This window comes from Lentzea chajnantorensis, assembly GCF_054300775.1.
Window position 1 is genome coordinate 3,015,083 of record NZ_JBSDZT010000002.1, and the last position, 22,157, is coordinate 3,037,239.

Below are 22,157 nucleotides of genomic sequence, written 5' to 3' on the forward strand. Positions count from 1 at the left end.
CTCATGGGTCGATGTGAGCTGCGGATACCCACTCGACCGGTGGTGAACCACACCGTTCGGAGCAATGGTCGTGCCATGATCCGCACATGGATGTCCAGCGCTGGCACGCGGCAGCGGTTCCGTGGTGGGTGACCAAGGCAGGGCTGGTCGGCGGCTGGGTGCTCGCGTTCGTCGTCTCCGGTGCGGCGGGGGAGGCTCCGTGCACGACGGCGCGGCCCTGCCTGCCCGACCCGCTGTTCGCGCTCGCCGTGGTGCCGTTGCTGGCGGCACCGCTGCTGTTGCTGTTCGGCCGCGTGCTCACCGGGTGCGCGATGGGCGTGCTGTTCGGTGTCATGGAGCTCGCGCTCGACAACGACCCGACGGCGAACATCGCGTTCGGGCTGCACGCGGCGGCCTGCGCGGTCGTCGCGGCGTTGACGGTCCGGTCACGTGCGGACCAGCGCCAGGCGGCGGGCCCGGTGGTGGTGACCCTGCCGGACATGCCGCCACCGCGCGGGGTGCTGCGCATCGTCGCCGTTCTGCTGGTGCTGTTCGGTTTCCTCACGTTCGTGCAGTACGACCTGAGCTTCCGACGAGGTCGCCGGGCACGTCGCGCAGGCCAGCCGGGTCGACGCCGAGGTGGTCGAGGTCAAGGACGCCTACCAGGTGTGGGTGGAGCTGCCGGAGGGGCAGCGGACAGCGTTCGAACCGCTCGCCCCCGACAGCTACCAGGTGGGCGACAAGGTGCCGGTGCTCGCGGACGGCCCGTGGGTGCGGATGGTCGCCGAGCCGGAGGACGTCACCTGGTGGCTCACGCTCGGCGGTGCCGCGGTGTTCTTCGCGGTCCTGCTCGCGGCGCGGGAACGGCGCCGCCGCTCGCTGTGGACCGGCCCGGTCACGGCGGTGCGGGTGCAGGCGCACCCGCTGACCGTGCGCCGGATTCTCCTGCGGTACAACAGGGAAGACGTCGCCACCGTCGCGGTGATGACCGATCTCGGGCTGGACGAGCCGCTGTACCACGACACCGAGGAGTTCGGCGCGGTGTGGCGGGGCGAGGAGCCGCCGCCGGCGCAGCACGAGCCGGCGGAGGTCGTGATCGCGGGCGAGTGGCACCACGGCGGGCAGGTCGCGGTTGTGGTCGAGGGCGAGGTCGTGGCGACCACCACGCTGACCCGCGTGCGGCCGCGGCACATCGTCCACAGTGCACACCTGCCCGGCGAACCGGTCACCGGGACCGCGCCGGTCGAGCTGCCGCACGCCATCTGGCCGGGTGACCGCAGACTGGTCGAGGGCGTGGTGCTGGCGCTGGCCGCCGTGGGGGCACTGGTCGCGGTGCACCACTACCCGGACTGGGTCGTGCTCGGACTGCTGGGCATGCAGTGCGCGGTGTCGGCGGTGACCCGGTTCCAGCCGCTGCTGCGCCTGGACGCCGGCGCGGTCGTGCTCTACACCGGGATCTGGAGCTACCGCGTGCCGTGGCAGCAGCTGCACGGCGTGCGCCGGTCAGGCCCGCAGCTGATGCTCGCGTTCGGCCCGACCGGCGACGTGATCACGACACCGCAGCTGCCCGACCCCGAGGCGGGCGAGAAGGTGATGGGGGCGCGGGCGCGCGCGTTGATCGCCTTCCACCGGCACGAGAACGTAACGCGCAAGCTGAACGCGTCGCTGTTCGTCGGCCTCGGCTACATCGGGTTGTTCTTCTTCGTCTGACTCAACGCAGTCGTGCGACGGCCTTGAGCAGACGGTCCACATCGGACTCGTCGTTGTACGGGCCGATGCCCGCGCGCACAGCGCCCTTGTCGCCGAGGCCGAGCCACCGCGAGCACTCCAGCGCGTAGAAGTGGCCGGCCGGCGCGTTGACGCCCTCGGCGCCGAGCCTGCGGTACACCTCGGCGGGCTCCAGGCCGTCGACCGAGAACAGCACCGTCGGCGTGCGGTTCGCCGCCTTGCTGTAGACGCGGGCGCCGAGCTCCAGCAGCCCGTTCTCCAACTGGTCGCGCAGCTTCAGCTCGTGCTCCTCCAAGCCGTCGAGGGTGCGCATGAACTCCACGGCGGCGGTCGTGCCGGCCAGCAGTTCGTAGGGGAGCGTGCCGAGCTCGAACCGTTCCGGCACGGTGTTCGTCGAGGGCAGCAGCTTGTCCGGCCGCAGCGTCTCCAGCAGCTCCGGTGCCGCCGCGAGCACCCCCAGGTGCGGGCCGAGGAACTTGTAGGGCGAGCACACGAAGAAGTCGGCGTCGAGCTCCTCGACGTCCACCGGCACGTGCGGGGTGTAGTGCACGCCGTCGACGAAGACGAACGCGGCCATCTCGTGCGCGGCGTTCGCGATGGCCTGGATGTCGGGCCGGGTGCCGAGCAGGTTCGACGCCGCCGTGACCGCCACGACCCGCGTGCGGTCCGACAGCAGGTTCGTCACCGCCTCCACCGGCAGCTCACCGGTGGCCCGGTCGAACGGCGCCCACCGCACCGTGGCCCGTGCCGCCTCGGCCGCCTGCACCCACGGCCGGATGTTCGCGTCGTGGTCCATCCTGGTCACGACGATCTCGTCGCCCGGCCGCCAGTTCTTCGCGAGCGTGCGGGCCAGGTCGTAGGTCAGCTGGGTCATGCTGCGGCCGAACACGATGCTGCCGGCGTTGAGGAACTCGGCCATCGTGCGGCGCGCCGTCCGCACGACCTCCTCGGCCCTGCGCTCGGCCGCCGTGACCGAACCCCGGTTCGACACGGCGCTGAGCAGCGTGTCGCGGACGGCGTCGGCGACGACGTCCGGCACCTGAGACCCGCCGGGGCCGTCGAAGTGCGCGGCGCCCTCCCGCAGGGCCGGGAAGTGGGAGCGGACTCGGGCGACGTCGTAAGCCATGCCCTCATGGTGCGGCAGCACCCAGGAAACGGGAAAGGATCAACCGGAGGGTCGTCACCTGTTCGGCCGGGTCGAAGTCCGGGTCGACGAGCCGCGTGTAGAGGACGTCGACCAGGCCCTGCGCCCAGCTCGCGGCGGTCCGCGCGCTCACCGGCAGCACCACCTGGCCCTCGTCGTGGGCCCGCTGCAGCAGCGCGGCGAGCTCGTCGCGCACCACCACCTCGTTGCGGCTGATCAGCGCGGACAGCTCCGGGTCGCGGCTCGCCTGCGCCACGACCTCCAGCACCAGACCGGCCACCACGCGGTCCATGGCCGGTGCGGCGAGGTGCTCGACGACCAGCTGCACGCCCTCCCACGGCGTGAGCGCGCGCGCCTGTGCGAACACCTCGGCGTTGTCCTGGCCGTCCTGCTCGAAGATCTCCTCGAAGATCGCGCGCTTGGTGGGGAAGTAGTGGAACAGGCTGCCCGTGCTGATGCCCGCCCGCCGGCAGATGTCCGCGACGGTCGTGCGTTCGAAGCCCTTCTCGGCGAACAGGCCGGCCGCGGTGTCGGTGATGTGCCGTTTCTTCCGCGCGTGCTTCGCCGGGTCTACGGTGCGCACCGGTAGTACTGCCTCTTCTTCTTGTCCTTGACGCAGACGCCGCGTTTGCGGACCTCTCGCGCCAGCTCGGCGGCCTCGCCGTGCTCGTACCGCGTGATCGCCTTCTTGCGGGCGGCCAGCAGCGCGTTCACGTCCGGCGGCAGGCCGGGCGTGTCCTCCACCCACAGCCGGAAGTCGTCGGCGAACGGGTCGGCGTCGCGCCACCGGTAGCCTTGGCCGGTGAACGCCTGTTCCAGCCTGCTCGCGGAGATGTCCGTGCTCTCCCGGGCCAGCTCGGCGCCGTTCGTTCCCAGCAGCACCAGCTGCCTGCCCTCGCTGAACGCGGACTCGACCTCGGCGCGGGTGAACTCGAAGCTCCCGTCGTCCCTGTGGAGCGCGACCCGGTCGTGCCCGACGTCCACGGACAGCATGTCCGCGGCCCAGATCAGCGCGAACACGAACCCGAGCCCCGCGCCGACCACGGGCGCACCGATCGTCACCCACGGCTCGGGAAGCTCCGTGACCAGCCTGAACACCCCTTGGAAGGGGAACCAGCTCAGGCCGGCCACCCAGTTCGCCGCCAGCTTCAGCCCCCAGACCGCGGCGGCACCGATGGCCGGGCACAGCACCCACATGCCGTACCGGACCGCCGCGGTCTCCTGCACCGTCGTCATGCGCCAATACTATATCGAGCGCTCGGTTTATGAATGTCGTGGTGCTTTCAGGGCGGTGGTTGTCCGCAAGCGGTCTTAGCGTCCGGGCATGGACTGGAACAAGGAACTGACCGACCAGCTCGACTGGCACTGGCGCCACCAGCTGCGCGCACGGCTCGACGGGCTGACCGACGACGAGTACTTCTGGGAGCCCGTGCCCGGCGCGTGGACGGTGCACCGCGACGGGTCGATCGACTGGGAGCACCCCGTGCCGGAACCCGCGCCGGTCACGACGATCGCGTGGCGGATGGCCCACGTCGTCGTCGGAGTGCTCAACGCCCGTTCGGCGGCGCACTTCGGCGGACCGCCGGCCGACTACCTGACCTGGTCGTACGCGACGACCGCCGACGAGGCGCTGCGGCAGCTCGACGAGGCCTTCGCGCGGTGGCAGGCGGGGGCGGCGAAGGCGGACCTGACGGTGCCGTGCGGTCCGGCGGAGCCGTTCCCGGACCTGCCGTTCGGTGCGCTCGTGCTGCACATCAACCGCGAGTTCATCCACCACGCCGCGGAGATCGCGCTGCTGCGCGACCTGTACCTCCGCCGATAGTCACCACAAGGTGCCTACTTACTAATAGTTTGCGCTAACTGCATGATGATCCCCGTCGAGAGCATCGAAGGGGAGAACATGCGAGTCATCACGCAGAAGACCGTCGGCGACGCGTCCGTGCTGGAGGTCGCGGAGGTGCCACGCCCGGTGCCCGGTCCGGGTCAGGTGCTGGTCCAGGTGGGTGCGGCGGGCGTCAACCCGATCGACACCTACGTCCGCGCCGGCGGGTTCCCCGCGCTCGGGGAGCCGCCGTTCACGCTCGGGTGGGACGTCGCGGGGACGGTCGTGGAGCTGGGGGACGGCGCAGAGGGGTTCGCGGTCGGGGACGACGTGTTCGGGCTGCTGCCGTTCCCCGGCGCCGGCGGCGGGTACGCCGAGCACGTCGTGGCCGACGCCGCCGACCTGGCGCCGCGGCCGTCGTGGCTGACCGTCGAACAGGCGGGCGCGGTGCCGATGGTGGCGCTGACGGCGTGGCAGGCCCTGACCGGACGCGGCGGTCTGTCGGCTGGTCAGACCGTTCTGGTCCACGCGGCCGCGGGCGGCGTCGGGCACGTGGCGGTCCAGCTCGCCAAGGCGCGCGGCGCGCACGTGATCGGCACGGCGTCGGCGGCCAAGCACGACTTCCTGCGTTCCCTCGGCGTGGACGAGGTCATCGACTACCGGCACGAGGACTTCACCGCGATCGACCCGGTCGACGTGGTGTTCGACACGATCGGTGGCGCGTACGCCGAGCGGTCCGCCTCCGTGCTGAAGCCCGGCGGGGTGCTGGTGTCGATCATCCCGGGCAACCCGGGGTTCTCCGCCGAGCGCGCGGCCGAGCTCGGAGTGCGGTTCGAGCTGTTCGAGAGCGTGTCGGCGTCGGGTGCCGACCTCGCGGCACTGCCCCCGCTGCGGGTCCGGCTCGACCACGTCGTACCGCTCGCGGAGGCCGCGAAGGCGCACGAACTGGTCGAGTCGAAGCGCACCACCGGCAAGGTCGTCCTGGTGCCGTGACACTGCGTTTACCGTCCGTTGACCCACAGCCCTGATCGTGTGCACAACATCCACACGATCGGGGAGTGCGAATGGCACGGTGGAGTCCGCTTGCGTTAGTCATCGGCTTGTTGGCGGCGGTCGGCCTGTACGGGGCGACTGCCGCGACCGCGGCAGCACCGCTCACCGTCGCGCAGGCGATCAGCCAGCAGAACGGGTCGTCCGCGACGGTCAGGGGATACGTCGTCGGCCAGCCCACCGCGACCACCACCGTCGTCCGCTCCGGGTTCCCCAGCGACTACGCGCTCGCACTGGCCGACACGGCGGCCGAGACCGGCACGTCGCGCATGGTCTACGTGCAGGTCCCGTCGTCGTTCCGGTCCGCGTGGGGCCTGAAGACGACCCCGTCGCTCATGGGCCGGCTCGTCGACGTGACGGGCTCGTTGAGCGCGTACTTCTCGCACGCCGGCCTGACCTCGTCCACGGCGTTCGCGTTCGCCGGCACCACGACACCGCCGCCGACCTCGACGACAACGACGACTTCGCCGCCGCCAAGCGGTGACTACTACGCCGCGGCCGCGGGCAAGACGGGCCCGGCGCTGAAGTCGGCGTTGAACGGCATCATCCGCAACCAGACCAAGCTCAGCTACGACCAGGTCTGGGACGCGCTGAAGGTCACCGACGAGGACCCGGCCAACCCCGCGAACGTCGTCCTGCTCTACAGCGGCCGCTCGCAGTCCAAGAGCTCCAACGGCGGCAACGCCGACGACTGGAACCGCGAGCACGTCTGGGCCAAGTCGCACGGCGACTTCGGCACCGCCACCGGCCCCGGCACGGACGTCCACCACCTGCGGCCGGAGGACGTGTCCGTCAACGCCGACCGCGGCAACAAGGACTTCGACAACGGCGGCACCGCCCGTTCCGAGGCACCCGGCAACTACGGCGACGCCGACTCGTGGGAGCCCCGCCACGCCGTGAAGGGCGACGTCGCGCGCATGCTGTTTTACATGGCCGTGCGCTACGAAGGCACCGACGGCTTCCCCGACCTGGAGATGAGGGACGCGGTCAACAACGGCACGCAGCCCTACCACGGCAAGCTGTCGGTCCTGCTGCAGTGGCACCGGCAGGACCCGCCGGACGCGTTCGAGCAGCGCCGCAACCAGCTGATCTACGACCGCTTCCAGCACAACCGCAACCCGTTCATCGACCACCCGGAGTGGGTCGCCGCTATCTGGAGCTGAGCCGTTCGAGGAAGGGGCGCTGCGCGGAGACGATCTTCGCGCTCGCCTCCTCCAAGCCGAACCACTCGACCCGGTCCACCTCGGGGAACGTCCTGCGCTGCCCCGACCTGGGCGGCCACTCCAGCTCGAACGTCCCCGGCGTGACCTGCGCGGGGTCGAGGTCGCCCTCCAGCGCCCACACCGTGATCACCTTGCCGGACCCCTTGACCTCCCCGAGCGGGACCAGCTCCCCCTCCGGCACCGGCAGCCCGAGCTCCTCGGTGAACTCGCGCCGCGCCGCCGCCTCCGGCGTCTCGTCCTCGGTGTACTCGCCCTTCGGCACGGACCACGCGCCCGCGTCCTTGCGCGCCCAGAACGGGCCGCCCATGTGCCCGAGCAGGACTTCCAGCTGCGACGTTCTCCTGAACAGGAGGATTCCGGCGGACCGTTTCACACTGTCCAGCATGGCGGACTGGGTTTTGCACGTGGACCTCGACCAGTTCATCGCGGCGGTGGAGGTCCTGCGCGACCCGTCGCTGCGCGGCACACCCGTGGTGGTCGGCGGCAACGGCGACCCGGCCGAACGCGCCGTCGTGGCCACCGCGTCCTACGAAGCGCGCGCGTTCGGCGTGCACTCCGGCATGCCGCTGCGGACAGCGTTCAAGAAGCTCCCCGACGCCGTGTTCCTCCCCGTCGACCACGCCCTGTACGAGTCGGCGTCCGCGGACGTCATGGCGGTGCTGCGCTCATTCCCCGTGGTCGTCGAGGTGGTGGGCTGGGACGAGGCGTTCGTCGGCGCCTCGGTCACCGACCCCTTCGAGCTGGCCCGGTCCCTGCAGGCGGCGGTGCTGTCCGCGACCGGCCTGCACTGCTCGGTCGGCATCGGCGACAACAAGCTGCGCGCCAAGCTCGCGACCGACTTCGGCAAACCGGCCGGCGTCTTCCAGCTCGTCCAGGCGAACTGGGCCGAGGTCATGGGCCACCGCCCCACGTCCGCGCTGTGGGGCATCGGCGCGAAAACCGCCCGCAAACTCGCCGAACTGGGCCTGACGACCGTCACCGACCTCGCGACCGCCGACCCCGGCGCACTGGCCGCCCGCTTCGGCCCGCGCATGGGCCCGTACTTCCGCACGATCGCACTCGGCGCCGGCGACACCGTGGTCAGCGCAACGCCGTGGGTGGTGAAGTCCCGCTCACACGAGAAGACGTTCCAACAGGACCTGACGTCGTTGGACGACATCCGTCGCGAGGTCGTGGCGCTGGCCCACGAGGTGGCCACGGACGTGGTCGCCGAAGGCCGCCCAGCCGTGCGCATCGGCGTGAAGGTGCGCTTCGCACCGTTCTTCACCAACGTCCGCTCGATGAAACTGCCCGCGCCGACGTCCTCCGCTCACGACCTGGCCGACGCCGCCCTGACCGTCCTCGCCTGCTTCGACCACAACCGCCCGGTACGCCTCCTGGGCGTTCGCGCAGAATTCTCTGCCGATGAGGTCGAACCAACGCCTTCTTCTTCGACGTATGAGTAAGTAGAAGATTTACCCGCAAGGAGAAGAAGATGATCGCCACACTGACCCACCGCGACCGCGCCGTTCTGCGCGCCGTCGCCGCCGGCCGCTGCCAGCTCTCCGGCACCGCACTCCTCGTCGACGGCCTCGGCTGCACCGACCAGTTCATCGGCACCCGCCTGACCACCGCGGGCCTGATCAGCGCCACCCCCGGCCCCGCCGCACTGACCACGGCCGGCCAGGCCGCACTCGCCGCCTGACCCATCCGGCTTCTGCGTCAGGCAGTGGTTGTCGAACCGATAGTGCCTTTCTGGGGGGCGGAACTGTTCGGCCGCTTTCCGGATCTTCTCCGCTGTTGCTTTCTCGCCCTCGGTTTCGATGACGCGCCCGTCTGGTGTTCCGCTGGAATGTGGATCGTGATTTCCTCCTGCGCAGACGACAAGCGAGCGTTTCGCCGCGTGCGCGGCCCACGCACCGCGACCGCCGTCTCGAACGGCGTGGTGACCCCGGCCGTTCAGCCGCCAGGTCAGTCGCGTCCCCGCTGCCGTGACGACCAGATCGCGATCCGCTCCAGCCGCGCGCCGCATCTCCAGGCTGTCCACGCCACGACCTCATGGACCACCTCAAATCCATATGGGCCACCTCAAATCCATTGGCCCCGATGGGGACCATTGATCCCATGACCCCGCTCACCCGCGTCCTGCGCACCCTCGGCGGCCCCGCGGTGCTCGACGCCCTGACCCGCCTCCCCGGCAGCGAACTCACCACCGCCCTCCTCGCTCTGATGCACCGCCGCGCGGACGCGCTCTCCCCAGCCGACGTCCTGCGCCGCTACCGCACAGACCGCTTCGTGGCGCCTTACGCCGTGCCTTTCGCTGCCCTTCGCGCTCTTGAGGACCGCCTGCTCGCGGCGCTTCCGCCGTCGTTCTCGGTGGTCGGCCTCGCGCCGGTCGTGCCGCTCGGAACCTGCTCGGCGGTCGCGGCGGTGGACCAGAACAACGTGCTCTCGACGGTGCGCGGCACCGAAGTGGCCGCCGACCCGACCAACGCGCTCGCCCTGGAAGCGGCGGTGCGCCGCACCGAGCTTCTCCGCACCCCACGGGGAGGTCGTTCGGCTGGCGGCCGTGCAACGCGTCGTGCGTGCCCAGCAGTTCGAAGGCGCCGGACGCTTCGCGCACTTCACGCTGTTCGGCGCGGTGACGGCCGGCCGCGACCGCGGCTCCCTCGCCTTCGAACGCGACGCCTTCGCCGAGCACGTCGCGTTCCTGCGGCAGGCGTGCGGCGACGTCGAGGTGCGGGTGAGCGTGCTGGACCCGCGCTTCGAGGCACTGCGCGGCGACCTGCCCGCGGACCCGTCACGCACCCCCGGCTACTACCAGGGCCTGTGCTTCAAGGTCTACCTGCACGGCGAGGAGATCGGCGACGGCGGCTTCGTCGACTGGACCCAGCGCCTGCTCGGCAACCGCAAGGAACGGCTGCTGATCAGCGGCGTGGGCGTGGACCGGCTCGCGATGCTCCACGGCTCGGCGGACTGAGCCGTCGTCGGCCCGTCCGGATCCTGCGGGGGTTCCATCGGGCGGCCCGCCACCCGCGCGTCGCTCGGCATCGACCGGTTGGCCTGGTGGGCGTCCGGCGAGTTCGAGCATCGAGCAGGCCGGTGACCGTCGCAGGCCCGTGGGTATCGCAAGTGAGGCTGTCGCTGCCGCCCCTCCCGCGTTCCTTGTCTGCGGGGCGGTGGAGGGTGTGGGTTTCGGACATCTGACAGACGACGCTCTGAGGGAATCAGGACAAGCTTCACTCGACCGGGTGGTCGGCGGCGGGCTGGCGGGCGGCGTAGCGGTGGGTCAGCTCCTGTTCGCGGTCGGTGGGCCAAGGGCAGCGGACGTCGCCCTGGGTGGCGGCGAAGAAGAGTTCCATGTGCACGTGCCAGGCGGCGAGTGCTTCGGGACCGTGGGCGTTCTCTTGGGTGAGGGTGACCGTGGTGCCTTGCAGGTGTTCATGGGTGAACTCCCAGCGGACGACGCCCTGCGGCGTGCCGTCGTGGAGCCACTCGTACTCCAGGAGGTGCGGGGGCTCGGCGCGGGTCAGGCGGCCGGGAGTGATGCCGTGGTGCGCGGCGCGGGGCGGGACCGTGACGGTGGTGCCCTCGGTGAGGACGGACCAGACGTCGTGCAGCGGGATCCAGACGAGGTCGCGGACGAAGACGATGCCGGCCGGGGTGTCGGTGCCCTCGTCGAGGCCGAACTCGGCGATGTGGTGCTCGATGCGGGCGAGGTGGTCGGTCGGGGGCTTGAACTCCGTGCCGTCTGCGTGGGCGGCCAGGGCGTCGAGGCAGGCGGTCCAGCCGGGGGCGTCGCGGCCTGCGGACAGCTTCGAGGTGATGACCGCGGTGAAGACCAGCAGGCAGCCGTCGGGGGTGGGCAGGAGCTCGAAGCGCAGCACGTCGTTGTGCCAGCGGAACGCGAAGACCTTCGGCGGGTCGGACTCGAGCAGTTCGCCCTCGCCGCCGTCGGCGTCGACCGGGGCGGCGTCCGGGAACGTGAAGCGCATCGCGCGGCCGTCGAGGGTGACCTCGGCGGGGAACCAGTGCTTCATCTCGGCCGGTTCGGTGACGACCCGCCAGACCTTCTCCGGCGAGTGCCGCAGCCGGCGCTCGAAGCGCAGGACGGGCTTGCCCTCGATCATCCGCAGTTCGGCGTCCACGGGTCAGTCCCCTTCGATCTCGTCGAGCCGGCGTTCCAGCGCGTCCAGGCTCTCCTCCCACATCGCGCGGTAGGGCGCGAGCCAGGCCTCCACCTCCGCCAGCGGGCGCGGGTTGACCCGGTACCAGCGGCGTTGGGCGTCGGTGCGCACCTCGACCAGACCGGCCTCCCGCAGCACCTTCAGGTGCTTCGAGACGGTCGGCTGGGTCAGCGTCAACCGGTCGACGAGGTCGCCGACCGGCCGCTCGCGTTCACGCAGCAGGTCGAGGATCTCCCGGCGACTCGGATCCGCCAGCACGGCGAAGGTAGATGCCATGCCAGCAATATAGCCTATGAGGCATATTTGTGGTCAGTCAGCCAAGCGGATGGCCACCTCCGTCGTCCACTTCGTCGGGTCGGGTTGCACAGCGGGGTCGGTGAAGCACGTCTCCAGGCGCGCACCCCAGCGGTCGCCGTCGCGGTCGAACGGCAGGTCCCGCGCGAGCAGCCGCCCGGTCACCTCCGCGAGGCCGTCCGGGTGGCCCTCGTACGCCTCCACGGCGTACCGGCCGGCGGGCAGCGTCGAGCAGAACACGTCGCCGTTCGCGGGCACCTCGGCGATGGTGGGGATGGCGGCCTCCACCTCGAACTCGGTGCCCGTCACGCGTGAGTACCGGAAGAACGGTGCTCCGAGGATCGGTAACTCGCGGTCGGCCAGCCACTGCATGACGTCCGCGAAGCGGTTGGCGACCTTGCCGAACGTCTCCTGCGTCACCGTGTCCTTGATCGCCGCATATGGCTGCTCTTTCCGGGTTTCGATGTCCATGGGTCCAAACTAGCCAGGACCCCTGACAAAAAATCTGCGATCCGCTGGAGGCCGCGCGGTTACCGTGGCGGTCATGCACCGCGTCCTCAACGTCGCCAGCTCCCCGGTGCGCGACCTCCTCGCGCTGACGTCCCGCCCCGAGGTGATCTCCTTCGCCGGTGGGCTTCCCGCTCCGGAACTGTTCGACCTGGACGGTCTGCGCGCCGCCTACGACGAGGCGTTGCGGGACCGCTCGGTGCTGCAATACGCCCCGACAGAAGGGAATTCCACGCTGCGCGGCCTCGTCGTCGAACGGTTGACGGCGCGCGGACTGCCCACATCGGACGTCCTCGTCACCACCGGCTCGCAGCAGGCGCTCACGCTGGTCGCGACGGCACTGCTGGAGCCCGGCACCGTCGTCGCGGTGGAGGAACCGACGTATTTGGCTGCGTTGCAATGCTTCCAGCTGGCGGGAGCCCGCATCGTCCCTCGCTGCTCTACCTGGTCCCGACGTTCGCGAACCCGACCGGCCGCACGCTGTCCGCCGCTCGCCGCGCCGAGGTCGCCGAGATCGCCGCCGCGCACGACCTCTGGGTCGTCGAGGACGACCCGTACGGCGAGCTGCGGTACCGCGGCGACGCCGTCGCCCCGCTCGCATCCATCAGTGATCGAACGATCTACCTGGGCAGCTTCTCTAAGATAGGCGCGTCCGGCATGCGGCTCGGCTGGCTGCGCGCTCCGGGCGACCTGCTGCGGACGCTGGTGGTGGTGAAGCAGGCAGCGGATCTGCACACGTCCACTGTGGACCAGGCTGCCGCGGCGATCTACCTGGCGCGCAACGACCTCGACGCGCACGTCAAGACGTTGTGCGCGGGAGTACCGGCGGCGGCGCGACACGATGGTCGACGCGTTGCCCGCGACCGTTCCGGACGGCACCACGTGGAGCGACCCGGACGGCGGCATGTTCGTGTGGCTGCGGCTGCCGGGTGAGGTCGACAGCGCGGTGCTGGTGAAGGAGGCGCTGGAACACGACGTGGCGTTCGTTCCGGGAGCGCCGTTCTTCGCGACGACACCGGACCACGCGAAGTTCCGGATGTCCTTCACCACCAACACCCCCGAGGAGATCGCGGAGGGGATGGCACGGCTCGCCGGGGTGCTGCGGTGAGCCTGCTCGCCGACGAGGCGCTGTGGCGCTCGGCGGTCGTGGCGAACTGCGCCATGAACCGCGAGCGCGGCCTCGCCGGGTACCGCCGCGAGCTCGGCCTGGACCTGCGGCTGCCGTCCGGCACGAGGTGGGTCGACCTCTGTTGCGGCTCGGGCAAAGCGCTTGCGGAGGCCGCACGCGCCGACGTGGCGATCACCGGCGTGGACCTGGTCGACCACCACGTGCCGGAACGCCCGGGGCTGCGGTTCGTGGTGGCGCCGGTCGACGAGTGGGAACCCGCGGCGGCCGTCGACCTCGTCACGTGCGTGCACGGGTTGCACTACGTGGGCGACAAGCTCGCCGTGCTGACCCGCGCCGTGTCGTGGCTGGCGCCCGGTGGCCGGTTCGTGGCGAACTTCGACGTCGCCAGCGTGCGTCGCGCCGATGGCAGCCCGTACGGCCGTGTGCTCACCAAGGCGTTGCGCGCGGCCGGATTTCGCTACGACACGCGGAAACGCCTGATCAGCTTCGCCGGTGAGGGGCGGCCAGCGTTGCCGTTCCGCTACCTGGGCGCGGACGACCGGGCCGGCCCGAACTACACGGGTCAGCCCGCCGTGCACTCCTGCTACGACCTGCTCAGCTGAACAGTTCGAGCGCGTCCTGGTGGTGCTCGCAGCGGCCACCGCCGGTCGCGATCGCGCAGGGCACGCCGCGCTTGGTGAGGGCGCCGCACTGCAACGCCGGGTCGTGGACGTGGCACAACCCGCTCGCCCCCGCGGTGATCGGGCACGACGTGCCCTTCTTGGTGGGCGCGCCGCACGGGTTCTCGCTCGGCTTCTGCGGTTGCCGGGGTTTGGCCGCCTTCTTCGGCTTCGCCGCGGGCTGCGTGATCTCGCGGCCCGTCACCTCCTCGACGCCGCGCACGGCCAGGCGGTCGGCGCGCTCGTTCTCGGGGTGGCCGGCGTGGCCCTTGACCCAGTGCCACTCGACGTCGTGCTGGTTCGCCGCTGCTTCGAGGCGGCGCCACAGGTCGGAGTTCTTGACCGGCTCGCGGGACTTCGTGAGCCAGCCGTTCGCCTTCCAGCCGTGCACCCAGGACGTGATCCCGTTGCGCACGTAGGTGCTGTCCGTGTAGAGCCGCACAGTTGAGCGCCGGGTCAGGCCCTCCAACGCCATGATCGAGGCCATGAGCTCCATGCGGTTGTTCGTCGTCGGGCCGATGTCACCGCCGTAGATGTCCTTCTCGTGCGTGCCGTAGCGCAGCACCGCACCCCAGCCGCCCGGTCCCGGGTTGGGGCTGCACGCACCGTCGGTGTAGATCTCGACCTCCATGCCCGATGAGGCTACCGACGAGGTCTGACAGCGCTGCGGTGGTGGTTGGCGGCGGTGATCAGGTCGGCCTCGCGGCCGTGCCGGGCAACGGCCTGCAGACCCACCGGCAACCCCTCGCAGAACCCGGCCGGAATGCTCAGTGCCGGATGCCCGCTCAGGTTGAACGCCCAGGTCAAGCTGGTGTTCACGCGCTCACCCGGCCCGTCGTGGCCGTGCGGCGGACCGGGCGTGCACGGCGTGAGCAGCAGGTCCGTGTGCTCGAAGAACGCGTCCAGGGCGGGGTTCGCGCCACAGCGTCCGGCGAACCAGTCGGCGGCGGGGTCCGCCAGGACGAGGTCGGCCGAAGCAGGCCGCAGGGCGAGCGCGGCCGCGTGCGCCACCGCGATCTGCTCGGCGTCGACGGTGGCGAAGCCCAGGTCGGGGGACCAGGCCGCGGTCACCGAGGCGGAACCGGCGCAGCCGAGGTAGAGCGCCAGGTCGTCGGGATGGCGGGCGAACACGCCGACGGCCGAGCGTTCGGAGGAGGTCGTCTTCAGTCCGAAGACGCCGCACCACGCGGCGGGGACGCGGATCGAGCCCGCGCCGTCCACGCCGGTGGCCAGCGGCACGACACCGGACGCCACGGCGACGGCGGAACCCGCCGAGGAACCGCCGGGAGTGCGGTCGGGGTGCCACGGGTTGCGGGTCACGCCGTACGCGTTGCGGCCCCAGGTCTGCCACGGCGTGGTGCCGTCGGGAGTGGTGGTCAGCCCGATCGGGACGCAGCCCAGGGCCGTCAACCGTTCCCGGTGCGCGCGCCGCTCACCGCGTTTGACGGCGATCGGGACACCGGCGAGGGGCAGGGACGCGGAGCGCACGCGGCGGTCCACCTCGGCGGCGTGGTCCAGGCAGTCGAAGACCTCGGTGAACGCGCGGAGGTGCGGTTCCACGCGGGCGAGGCGGCCCAGTGCGGCGGCGACCTGGTCCACGGCGGTGGTGGCGCCGGTGTTCACGGCGCGGGCGATCTCGGTGGCGGTCAGTTCGGGCACCGCGCACATCATGGGGGAGGATCGTGCGGGTGAAGTGGACTCGTGCTGTGCACCACCTCGGAGAGCTCGCGGAGAAGTGCGCCGAGCTGCCGACCTCGTTCTTCCGGTTCCAGGTGGTCGAGCTGTGGGTCTTCGGCGACCTGCTGGACGTGCCGCGGGACGTGGACATGATCGACGTCGCGCTCGTGGTGGACCTGCCGGTCGACGAGGTGCCGTGGCGCAGCGAACCGGTCGGGGCGGAGCACTGGGCGAACTCGACGCGGCTGTCGCGCAACCCGTTCGCGGCGCACTGGCGGTCGGCGGGCGCGCCGGTGTGGAACCACCGGATCGAGCGACCCGCGCTGGTGTGGAGCGCGGCCGGCGGGATCGCCGAGGAGACGCTCGTCGCCGTGAGCGACGGCACGGGTGAGCTGGTGCGCCAGGCCGCGCCGTCACCAGACGAGCTGCGCAAGCGGGTCGAGGAGGAGCTGGAGGTCAGCCTCGCGGCGTTGCGGCGGGCCCAGCAGACCTACACCGACCACCGGTGGGCACCGGGCAAGCTGACACCGCACGCGGACGCGTTGTGGCGGGTCAGCGGCGGGTACCTGGAGCTGCTCGACGTGGTCAACTGATCCGATTCCACCCCGGCGTCCTGCGTGCTGGGTTACGTTCCGCGCTGTGCAGAACACCCGTCGTGAGCTCGGCTGGCTCTGGGGGCCGGTCGCGCTGGCGCTCCTCGCCCTGTTCACCGTGAGCGACGCCGACCTCGTCTCCACCCGCGGCGAGACGTTCGAGCTGAGCAAGTACGCCGTCGCGACACTCGGGATGCCGCTCGTGGCGGCGGTCGCCGGGGTGTGGTTCTCGCGGCGGTGGCCGTGGCTGCTGGTGGCGGGCACCCTCGGCGTCCTCGTCGCGACGACCGAGTCGCACGTGCACCTCACGAGCTCCCGGCCGGGCATCGCGAGCATCGTCGGGTCGCTGGGGACCGCGGGGGCGGTGCTGGTCGTCCTCGGCGCGCTGTCGGCGGCACGGGACGCCGCGCTGGCGGCGCTGGTCGTCGTGGTGCAGCTGCTGGGAACGGTGTTCCTCGGGCTGTCGTGGCTGTCGAGCCCGCTGCGGCCGGCGGCCCTGGAGATCACGCTGGCCGGGCTTGCGGTGACCGGAGCGGTGCTGGCGGTGTTCGCGGCACGAACGGGCAAGGTGACCGTCGAGTCCCTCGACCGGCGCACCAAGGTGGTGGGCACCTTCGCCGCGCTGCTGCCGGTGGTGGTGGCGGTGCTCGGCCACCTCGTCGGACAGCCCTCCGCACCGGTGGTGGCAGGGGTGCTCCTGCTGGCCGGTGCCACCGCGCTCGCGATCGCGCTGGGACGGGGCGCGCTGCTCAGGATCGCGACGGCGGGGCTCGTGCTGTTCGCGGTCGCCGCGCCGATCACGCTCGCCATCTACATGTCCGCCGGCAGCGTGGCCAACTACGCGCCCGCCGCACTGGTCGGTGTCGGGGTCGGGTTGCTCGCGGCGCAGCTGCGACAGCCGACGGTGGTGGCGGCGCTGGCGTGCGCGGTGCTCGCCGTGCTCATGGTGACGGTGGTCGAGCTCACCGGCGAGTACGCCGACGTGACGCAGGGCGGGCTGGGGGCGCTGGTCATCGGGCTGGCCATGGCGGCGGTGACGTCGTCGGCGGCGACCGCCGCGCCTACGTTGCTGCACCTGCGGGTGTTGCCGGTCGCGTTCGGGCTGGTGCTGGTGGGGTTCGCCGACGGGTTGCGGCAGGTTGTGCAGCCGGTGCTCGACTACGGGCGGGTGTGGGGGCAGTTGCCGGAAGCCGAGTACTTGCCGGTGTGGGGGTTGGTGCTGAGCGTGGCGGCGGCCGCGCTGGTGGTTGTGGCGATCGTGGACCGGAGGGCGAAGACCGCCACACTCGTGCGTGCCAACCCGGGTGGGCAGTCTTGACGAGAGCGGCGACGCCGGCGCCGTGTCAGGTCCTCTTGAAGTTGATCACCACGTCTTGCGCCGAAATCTCGCACAAGGCCAGCGGTTTCCGTGCGCGGATCCGGATCTCGGGTTCGACGTCGTCCAGCAGCTGGGCGACCTCGGGTGATCCCTGTGCGATCTCCTGAAGAGCCCGGAGCCGGTGGAAACTCGTTCGTGCGACCGAGTTCTTCACATCCGCGTCGGTGACGTCCACGAACGCGGCCACATCGCCCAGGCGGGCGCCCATCACGATCGCGCAGAAGCGGTCCTGGTCCGTCACCGGAGCGACACCGTGGACGAGGCTGCGAACCCGGTCGAGCTCGCGATCAAGCCACTTCGACGACGGCAGTGCGCTGAGCGCCCAGCCCATGAGGAAGGGGTGAGCCATGTTCGGGTTCAGCTCGGTGCGGGTGATCTCGGGAACGGGCGCGTTGCTGACCCGGAGCCGGTGAACGGCCCAGCCGATCTCATACCAGTGTTCGCGCTCGTTGTAGATGATGGACTTCTCGATTCCGGCGGAGACCTGCGCAGCCAGCTGGTCGGTCACCCACGCCGCGCCGGGTACCTGCAGCCGGGTCGCGCAGTCGTGCAGCCGGTAGAGGTCCCACAACGACAGCCGGTCGGCGACGGTGTCCCTGCCGAGCCCGACCACGAGGTCGACCAGCTTCTTCGCTTCGTCGCGCTTCCTGGTGAGCACGAGTGACTCCGCGAACAGCGGCAGGGCGGCGAGGTCGGCGGGGCGACACCGTTCCAGACGTCGCTGAACGGCCTCGAAATTGATCTTCATCGCGATCTTCCACGGCCAGTCGCGCTGGCCGGGCACGGCTTCGCTCCACGTCAGGAACATCCGCAGCAGACCCGTCAGGCGCTTCACACACGTGATCCCCTGAAGGCTCTGGCTCTCCAGCCACTTCCGGTACAGGCCGGTGGCGGACTCCTTGTTCGAGGCGGTGGGCAACCAGCCGAGCTGGGTCAGGTAACGGGTGGCGCGGTACTGCTCGATGGGGTCTTGCAGGTGCAGGGCCTCACGGAAGAACGTTCGCCACACGTGCCGCCCGCGGGTGTCGTTCAGCAACTGCGCGCCGGTGCCTTCGGCGGCGCGTTCGGCGGCGTTCAGGAAGTCCAGCCCGGCCAGTGGGCTGTCGTACATGGCCTGTCGTGCTCTCCGCGCGAGCAAGGTGAGCTGCGCTGGTTGCGCGCTGGCGGTGTCCTCGTCGTCGGTCTCCACCGCCTCTGGCTGCGCCAGAGCCGTCACGACGGTTCGTGCGACGGTGCGGTCCAGGTGGGCCAGGTTGTGCATCGCGGTAGCGAGCTCCGCGGCGTTGTAGATGTTCCTGAGGCGCTTCTCGATGTCCTCCGCGTCGCCGAGCACCACGTTGAGCACGTCCTTGCCCGCGTCTGTGACACCACCGGCGATCAGGGTCTCGGCTGCGGCCGCGCAGGCCACCGTTGCTTCCGACGTCGAGATGCCCTGCATGTACTGCGACGGCATCTCGTTGAACGCCTCGATGAACCTGCCGATCAGGTGCGGGAAAAGCGCGCGCCCCAGCCGGTGGTAGTGCATCTGGGCCTGTGCGTTCTGCATCCCGATCATGCCGTTGAACACGCCCTCGTCCCACAGCCGGCCCTGGAGGCTGCGCAAGAAGTCCCAACCGAGGTCCGCGTGCTCTCCCAGCCTGAGGGCGAGCTGCGGACCCCAGTGGCTGACTCCTCGGTTCACCGCGTGGACGATGACGTTCAGCGCGATCTCCACGAGCTGCTTGCGGTAGGACGCCTCGGTGCCCCAGATCTCCTTCAGGAGGTGGTACCTCGTCGACGACCGCGTGTCGAGGCGGATCCGTTCGACCACCCAGTCGAAGCCGAGGTCCTCCGCGACCAGCGTGCCGAAGCCGGCGTGCTCGCGGAGGACGTTCTCGTCGATGGCCGTCAGTGCCGCGAGCAACATGCCGGTTCCCTTGCCGTCCCGCTGCTTCCTGGCGATCTCCGCCAGGTCCTCCGCGAGCTCGACGTCCGGCTCGTAGCCGCCTCTCGGGTAGAGGACCTGGATCGCCCTGTTGAGGTGCAACCGGCGAGTCGTGTTCAGCAGCATCGCTGTGTCGGCAGGGGGCGTCGAGGAGCGGATGATCTTGCTGATCTCGTCGCTGAACGAGGTGAGCTCGTTGAGGACCCTGTTGGCGAAGACGACCCTGATCTCGCCGATCTGCGAGAGCACGAGGTGCACGTCGCGCGCGGACTCCCCGGCGAGCGCCCGCAGCAAGGCGGGCTTCGCAGCGTGCAACCTCTCGGTCCAGTCCTCGTCGGGTTTGTCGAAGTGCACCCACAACGCGAGCCTGAGCAACGTCAACGTGAAGCTCGCGTCCGAAGGGGGGATGCCCAGCAGTCTGCGGACCTCGGGGTGCTCCCCGATCGCCTCGTGGCGGTCCGGGTGTTCCGACCGGTTGATGGCCCGCGTGGCCAGTTGGTCGACGCGGTACACCAGCAGGCACTCCATGAGGGAGGTGTGGTCGAGACCGGTCAGCAGTTCGCGCGCACCCTCGATCACGATCTCGTCGATCTTCGGGTCGTTGAACCTGAGGAGGAGGTTCAACAGCCCGTAGGTGTCGTGTTTGCTGGCGTAGCCGATCCGCAGCGCGTGTTCCGCGGCGTTGCGCACCCAGCTCAGGCAGTGCCCGAAGAGGTCGCCGTCGATGGACGTGCGGTAGCGGGAGACGACCCCCGCGACCATCATCAGCGTCGACTGGCGGAGGTCGATCTGGAGTCCGCTGATCCGGCTCGCGAGCAGCTCGCACAGCTCGTCGACCCTCTTGCCGAACAGACCACCGGAGGACCGCAGGAGTGCGGCGATCTCGTCCGACCCGGCCGCGGTCAGCCACAGCTTGAACTCGTCGCTCTCGGCGAACTCCTCGATGACACGTCGCGCCAGCACCGGGCCGTACATGCGCAGGCTGAAGATCGCGGTCGGGATGGTGTTCCTCGTCGGCTTGTCGTCCGACCTGGCGGCACGGCGGAGCTCCGCCGCGGAGTACCTGGTGATCGCCGCCTCACCCGCTTCGGCTCGCGGGCGTGCGGGGTCTGCCGCGCCGGCGAGCTGATCGCAGGCGAGCAGGATCCGCTCGCCCGCTGACACGTTGTTCAGGGTGAGGTAGCCCGGCACAGCGGTGGGAGAGAAACCGAGCTGGGGCAACTCGTCGACATCGAGGAAGTCGGTCAGCTCGTCCTGAGGGGTGGGACGCTTCAGGATCACCCTCGTGGCCGCGATGGCCAGCGTTTCGCGCTGGTCACCGGTGAGTCGCGCGAAGACGCCGGAGTTGTCCTCGACGTCCTCGTCTTCCCCCCGTGCGACGCGCAGGAGCTCGTCGCACAGATCCCGCAGGTTCGCGTCGTTGCGCTGCGCGATGTCGCGGAGCTGATCGTCGGTGAGCTCGCCGAGCAGGTCGGGCAGGCTCTTGCGCAGCGACTCGGCGAAGTCCAGGCTCTGCTCCGGTCCGCTGATCGCGTGCACCACGGGACAACCGCCAGTGGTCCACTCGGCGCCGGGCCCCGACTCGAACTGGGGCAGGGCGAAGATGGACACCTCGAGCTTCTGCGCGACGTCGCGGAGGATGTCAGCGATGTCGCCGGAGTTGCTCACCGGGCGCATCCCCATCAGCACCAGCAACCGCCGCTGGTACTTGCGTTCCGGTTCGCAGGCGAACGCCGCCCTGCCCACCCGGATGAGCTCGTCGCGCGTGGTGAGCTCCTGGTCGGAGTCGGTGTTCAGCGTCACGCACTGCCAGTTCAGGGCGGTCATCTGCGTGGTCACCTGGGTCACCGTCACCCGCTTGCCGCACTTGGTCCCGCCGCCGAAGAGGACGACCGGGACCTCGTCCCTCCACAACATCTGCTTGACGATCTGGCTCTGCTGGGTCCGGATCTCCGGCAACGGATCGTTCTTCGGGGTGACGTCCGCCTTGCGCCACTTGCAGTCCGCCAGCACTGCGGCGAAGCGCTCGCGCCTCCAGTTCGCCCAGGCGTTCTCGAAGAGGAACGCAGCGAGCCCGGCCAGTCCGCGCTGATTGTCGTCGGTCGTGCGTTCATGGTCGGCTGTTCGCAACAGCCAACCTGTCGTCGTGGGCACGAGCAGGGCGTTGAAACGGCCGTCGGCCTTGACCGCATCGTGGTGCTTCGAGATCTCGTCCTTGGACAACGGCGCGAACTCGGAACCGGACCACCTGCCGACCGCGACGATGCCGGTCGGTAGCGGGATTCCCGTCGTCGCGGTCAGCAACGAGACGCATTCGGCCAGCACCGTGGAGGAGTCGTGCAGCCACCGCGGCGCACGCGTGACGAGTTCGGGGATGCGTGCCAGCTCACGAGGTCCGAACTCGCTCATGGCCACCCGGACGACCTCCAGCGCCTGTGTCCGCGAGTTCGGCACTGCTTCCGCGGGAACGACGATGACGACCGGGACCTCATCGTCGTGGTACGTCACGGACATCGGTGTGCCAGCGGGGAGCGGGGTACCGGGCGCCGGAGTTCTCGCCTGCGCCAGCTGAGCTTGCAGTGCGCTGACCTCGTCGAGCAGGCCTTCCTCGATCAGCTCCAGCGCGCCTGCCTGCTCGTCGCTGTTCAGCAGCCGCTCCACCAGCAGTTCGACCGCAGGAGCAAAGCGGCGTGCGGTTGCGGCGGGCAGACCGTCCACGTGCTCGGCGTTCGCTGCTAGGTCCCTGAGCACCCGTGAGAGCTCGTCGATCGTCGAGTCCTCGCGAGCCAGGAGGTCGGCTTCGACCAGGACGGCCGTCAGTGCGTCGGGCGATTGCAAGATCAAGACCTCCGTTTCACTCGAACTGGCGTTCCCGCTGCGGAAC

22 protein-coding genes and 3 pseudogenes are annotated in these 22,157 nt (G+C 70.4%); 14 read left to right on the forward strand and 11 right to left on the reverse strand.

Going from position 1 to position 22,157, the window contains the following annotated elements:
* Position 1 precedes the first annotated feature (1 nt).
* Positions 2-508 (reverse strand): hypothetical protein, encoded by a 507-nt coding sequence (locus ACVDFE_RS15560; RefSeq protein ID WP_458430848.1) that lies wholly within the window; start codon positions 506-508, stop codon positions 2-4.
* A 110-nt stretch (positions 509-618) separates the two neighbouring features.
* Here ACVDFE_RS15560 and ACVDFE_RS15565 point away from each other — a divergent pair, with 110 nt between their 5' ends.
* Positions 619-1,689, forward strand: coding sequence for a hypothetical protein (locus tag ACVDFE_RS15565; protein WP_458430849.1), 1,071 nt, complete (start codon positions 619-621; stop codon positions 1,687-1,689).
* A 1-nt stretch (position 1,690) separates the two neighbouring features.
* On the opposite strand, the gene ACVDFE_RS15570 is transcribed toward ACVDFE_RS15565, so the two are convergent.
* The 3 genes from ACVDFE_RS15570 to ACVDFE_RS15580 are packed head-to-tail and all read right to left on the reverse strand — an operon-like array spanning position 1,691 to position 4,087.
* A complete protein-coding gene (locus tag ACVDFE_RS15570; protein ID WP_360397763.1) occupies positions 1,691-2,833 on the reverse strand; it encodes a cysteine desulfurase-like protein in 1,143 nt (380 codons plus the stop codon).
* Between the two features lie 4 nt (positions 2,834-2,837).
* Positions 2,838-3,434: a TetR/AcrR family transcriptional regulator gene (locus tag ACVDFE_RS15575; RefSeq protein WP_360397765.1), complete on the reverse strand. Its 597-nt coding sequence runs from the start codon at positions 3,432-3,434 to the stop codon at positions 2,838-2,840.
* The gene (locus ACVDFE_RS15580; RefSeq protein ID WP_458430850.1) at positions 3,422-4,087 is read right to left on the reverse strand and encodes a YqeB family protein; all 666 of its coding nucleotides are present in this window, start codon (positions 4,085-4,087) and stop codon (positions 3,422-3,424) included. Before ACVDFE_RS15580 ends, ACVDFE_RS15575 begins: the two co-directional genes overlap by 13 nt.
* Positions 4,088-4,175: 88 nt before the next feature.
* On the opposite strand from ACVDFE_RS15580, the gene ACVDFE_RS15585 reads away from it, so the two are divergent.
* The 4 genes and pseudogenes from ACVDFE_RS15585 to ACVDFE_RS15600 all read left to right on the forward strand — a co-directional run bounded on the left by ACVDFE_RS15585 (position 4,176) and on the right by ACVDFE_RS15600 (position 6,886).
* The gene (locus ACVDFE_RS15585) at positions 4,176-4,673 is read left to right on the forward strand and encodes a DinB family protein (protein ID WP_458430851.1); all 498 of its coding nucleotides are present in this window, start codon (positions 4,176-4,178) and stop codon (positions 4,671-4,673) included.
* A gap of 42 nt (positions 4,674-4,715) precedes the next feature.
* Positions 4,716-5,666, forward strand: a complete 951-nt coding sequence (locus tag ACVDFE_RS15590) for an NADP-dependent oxidoreductase (RefSeq protein WP_458430852.1) — start codon at positions 4,716-4,718, stop codon at positions 5,664-5,666.
* Positions 5,667-5,737: 71 nt separating this feature from the next.
* Positions 5,738-6,130: pseudogene (locus ACVDFE_RS15595) on the forward strand (DUF6359 domain-containing protein); the annotation flags it as partial.
* Positions 6,116-6,886, forward strand: coding sequence for an endonuclease I family protein (locus tag ACVDFE_RS15600; RefSeq protein ID WP_458434342.1), 771 nt, complete (start codon positions 6,116-6,118; stop codon positions 6,884-6,886). The pseudogene ACVDFE_RS15595 and the gene ACVDFE_RS15600, both read left to right, overlap by 15 nt.
* Here the strand turns inward: ACVDFE_RS15600 and ACVDFE_RS15605 are convergent.
* Entirely contained in the window at positions 6,873-7,331 is a 459-nt protein-coding gene (locus tag ACVDFE_RS15605; RefSeq protein WP_458430853.1) for an NUDIX domain-containing protein, read from the reverse strand. The two genes, ACVDFE_RS15600 and ACVDFE_RS15605, sit on opposite strands and share 14 nt — an antisense overlap.
* On the opposite strand from ACVDFE_RS15605, the gene ACVDFE_RS15610 reads away from it, so the two are divergent.
* From ACVDFE_RS15610 to ACVDFE_RS15620, 3 genes are all read left to right on the forward strand, one after another.
* Positions 7,330-8,391, forward strand: coding sequence for a DNA polymerase IV (locus tag ACVDFE_RS15610; RefSeq protein WP_458430854.1), 1,062 nt, complete (start codon positions 7,330-7,332; stop codon positions 8,389-8,391). The two genes, ACVDFE_RS15605 and ACVDFE_RS15610, sit on opposite strands and share 2 nt — an antisense overlap.
* A 29-nt stretch (positions 8,392-8,420) precedes the next feature.
* Positions 8,421-8,630 carry a hypothetical protein gene (locus ACVDFE_RS15615; protein ID WP_360397777.1) on the forward strand — a complete coding sequence of 70 codons (210 nt, stop codon included), beginning with the start codon at positions 8,421-8,423 and terminating at the stop codon, positions 8,628-8,630.
* An 864-nt stretch (positions 8,631-9,494) separates the two neighbouring features.
* Positions 9,495-9,905 (forward strand): hypothetical protein, encoded by a 411-nt coding sequence (locus ACVDFE_RS15620; RefSeq protein WP_458430855.1) that lies wholly within the window; start codon positions 9,495-9,497, stop codon positions 9,903-9,905.
* A gap of 259 nt (positions 9,906-10,164) precedes the next feature.
* Here ACVDFE_RS15620 and ACVDFE_RS15625 read toward each other — a convergent pair whose 3' ends face one another.
* Genes ACVDFE_RS15625 through ACVDFE_RS15635 form a run of 3 tightly spaced genes read right to left on the reverse strand, consistent with a single transcriptional unit; the run spans position 10,165 to position 11,877 of the window.
* Positions 10,165-11,073, reverse strand: a complete 909-nt coding sequence (locus tag ACVDFE_RS15625; protein ID WP_458430856.1) for an SRPBCC family protein — start codon at positions 11,071-11,073, stop codon at positions 10,165-10,167.
* Positions 11,074-11,076: 3 nt separating this feature from the next.
* On the reverse strand, positions 11,077-11,388 hold the full coding sequence (locus ACVDFE_RS15630) for an ArsR/SmtB family transcription factor (RefSeq protein ID WP_458430857.1): 312 nt from the start codon (positions 11,386-11,388) through the stop codon (positions 11,077-11,079).
* A gap of 33 nt (positions 11,389-11,421) precedes the next feature.
* Complete coding sequence (locus ACVDFE_RS15635; RefSeq protein WP_458430858.1) at positions 11,422-11,877, reverse strand: GyrI-like domain-containing protein; 456 nt, start codon at positions 11,875-11,877, stop codon at positions 11,422-11,424.
* 73 nt (positions 11,878-11,950) lie between these two features.
* Between ACVDFE_RS15635 and ACVDFE_RS15640 the strand changes: the two are divergent.
* From ACVDFE_RS15640 to ACVDFE_RS15655, 4 genes and pseudogenes are all read left to right on the forward strand, one after another.
* Positions 11,951-12,334 (forward strand): annotated as a pseudogene (locus ACVDFE_RS15640) (aminotransferase class I/II-fold pyridoxal phosphate-dependent enzyme); the annotation flags it as partial.
* The gene (locus ACVDFE_RS15645; protein WP_458430859.1) at positions 12,313-12,846 is read left to right on the forward strand and encodes an aminotransferase class I/II-fold pyridoxal phosphate-dependent enzyme; all 534 of its coding nucleotides are present in this window, start codon (positions 12,313-12,315) and stop codon (positions 12,844-12,846) included. The pseudogene ACVDFE_RS15640 and the gene ACVDFE_RS15645, both read left to right, overlap by 22 nt.
* The gene (locus ACVDFE_RS15650) at positions 12,767-13,021 is read left to right on the forward strand and encodes a hypothetical protein (RefSeq protein ID WP_458430860.1); all 255 of its coding nucleotides are present in this window, start codon (positions 12,767-12,769) and stop codon (positions 13,019-13,021) included. Before ACVDFE_RS15645 ends, ACVDFE_RS15650 begins: the two co-directional genes overlap by 80 nt.
* Positions 13,018-13,644: a class I SAM-dependent methyltransferase gene (locus tag ACVDFE_RS15655; protein WP_458430861.1), complete on the forward strand. Its 627-nt coding sequence runs from the start codon at positions 13,018-13,020 to the stop codon at positions 13,642-13,644. The genes ACVDFE_RS15650 and ACVDFE_RS15655 overlap by 4 nt, the downstream gene beginning before the upstream one ends.
* A 250-nt stretch (positions 13,645-13,894) precedes the next feature.
* On the opposite strand, the pseudogene rnhA reads toward ACVDFE_RS15655, so the two are convergent.
* Positions 13,895-14,332 (reverse strand): annotated as a pseudogene (gene rnhA / locus ACVDFE_RS15660) (ribonuclease HI); the annotation flags it as partial.
* 11 nt (positions 14,333-14,343) lie between these two features.
* Positions 14,344-15,360 carry an amidase gene (locus tag ACVDFE_RS15665; RefSeq protein ID WP_458430862.1) on the reverse strand — a complete coding sequence of 339 codons (1,017 nt, stop codon included), beginning with the start codon at positions 15,358-15,360 and terminating at the stop codon, positions 14,344-14,346.
* A 29-nt stretch (positions 15,361-15,389) separates the two neighbouring features.
* Here ACVDFE_RS15665 and ACVDFE_RS15670 point away from each other — a divergent pair, with 29 nt between their 5' ends.
* Both ACVDFE_RS15670 and ACVDFE_RS15675 read left to right on the forward strand, forming a co-directional pair.
* Positions 15,390-15,971 carry a DUF7711 family protein gene (locus ACVDFE_RS15670; protein WP_458430863.1) on the forward strand — a complete coding sequence of 194 codons (582 nt, stop codon included), beginning with the start codon at positions 15,390-15,392 and terminating at the stop codon, positions 15,969-15,971.
* Between the two features lie 46 nt (positions 15,972-16,017).
* Positions 16,018-17,289, forward strand: a complete 1,272-nt coding sequence (locus tag ACVDFE_RS15675; protein WP_458430864.1) for a hypothetical protein — start codon at positions 16,018-16,020, stop codon at positions 17,287-17,289.
* A gap of 25 nt (positions 17,290-17,314) precedes the next feature.
* Here ACVDFE_RS15675 and ACVDFE_RS15680 read toward each other — a convergent pair whose 3' ends face one another.
* Positions 17,315-22,111, reverse strand: coding sequence for a hypothetical protein (locus ACVDFE_RS15680; RefSeq protein ID WP_458430865.1), 4,797 nt, complete (start codon positions 22,109-22,111; stop codon positions 17,315-17,317).
* Between the last annotated feature and the right edge of the window lie 46 nt (positions 22,112-22,157).

Bases quoted from the DNA above. Each gene is read 5' to 3' on its own strand.
- ACVDFE_RS15560 (WP_458430848.1), bottom strand. From the start codon at position 508: ATGCGCAGCACCCCGCGCGGTGGCGGCATGTCCGGCAGGGTCACCACC.
- ACVDFE_RS15570 (WP_360397763.1), bottom strand. From the start codon at position 2,833: ATGGCTTACGACGTCGCCCGAGTCCGCTCCCACTTCCCGGCCCTGCGG.
- ACVDFE_RS15580 (WP_458430850.1), bottom strand. From the start codon at position 4,087: ATGACGACGGTGCAGGAGACCGCGGCGGTCCGGTACGGCATGTGGGTG.
- ACVDFE_RS15585 (WP_458430851.1), top strand. From the start codon at position 4,176: ATGGACTGGAACAAGGAACTGACCGACCAGCTCGACTGGCACTGGCGC.
- ACVDFE_RS15590 (WP_458430852.1), top strand. From the start codon at position 4,716: ATGATGATCCCCGTCGAGAGCATCGAAGGGGAGAACATGCGAGTCATC.
- ACVDFE_RS15610 (WP_458430854.1), top strand. From the start codon at position 7,330: ATGGCGGACTGGGTTTTGCACGTGGACCTCGACCAGTTCATCGCGGCG.
- ACVDFE_RS15605 (WP_458430853.1), bottom strand. From the start codon at position 7,331: ATGCTGGACAGTGTGAAACGGTCCGCCGGAATCCTCCTGTTCAGGAGA.
- ACVDFE_RS15615 (WP_360397777.1), top strand. From the start codon at position 8,421: ATGATCGCCACACTGACCCACCGCGACCGCGCCGTTCTGCGCGCCGTC.
- ACVDFE_RS15630 (WP_458430857.1), bottom strand. From the start codon at position 11,388: ATGGCATCTACCTTCGCCGTGCTGGCGGATCCGAGTCGCCGGGAGATC.
- ACVDFE_RS15635 (WP_458430858.1), bottom strand. From the start codon at position 11,877: ATGGACATCGAAACCCGGAAAGAGCAGCCATATGCGGCGATCAAGGAC.
- ACVDFE_RS15645 (WP_458430859.1), top strand. From the start codon at position 12,313: ATGCTTCCAGCTGGCGGGAGCCCGCATCGTCCCTCGCTGCTCTACCTG.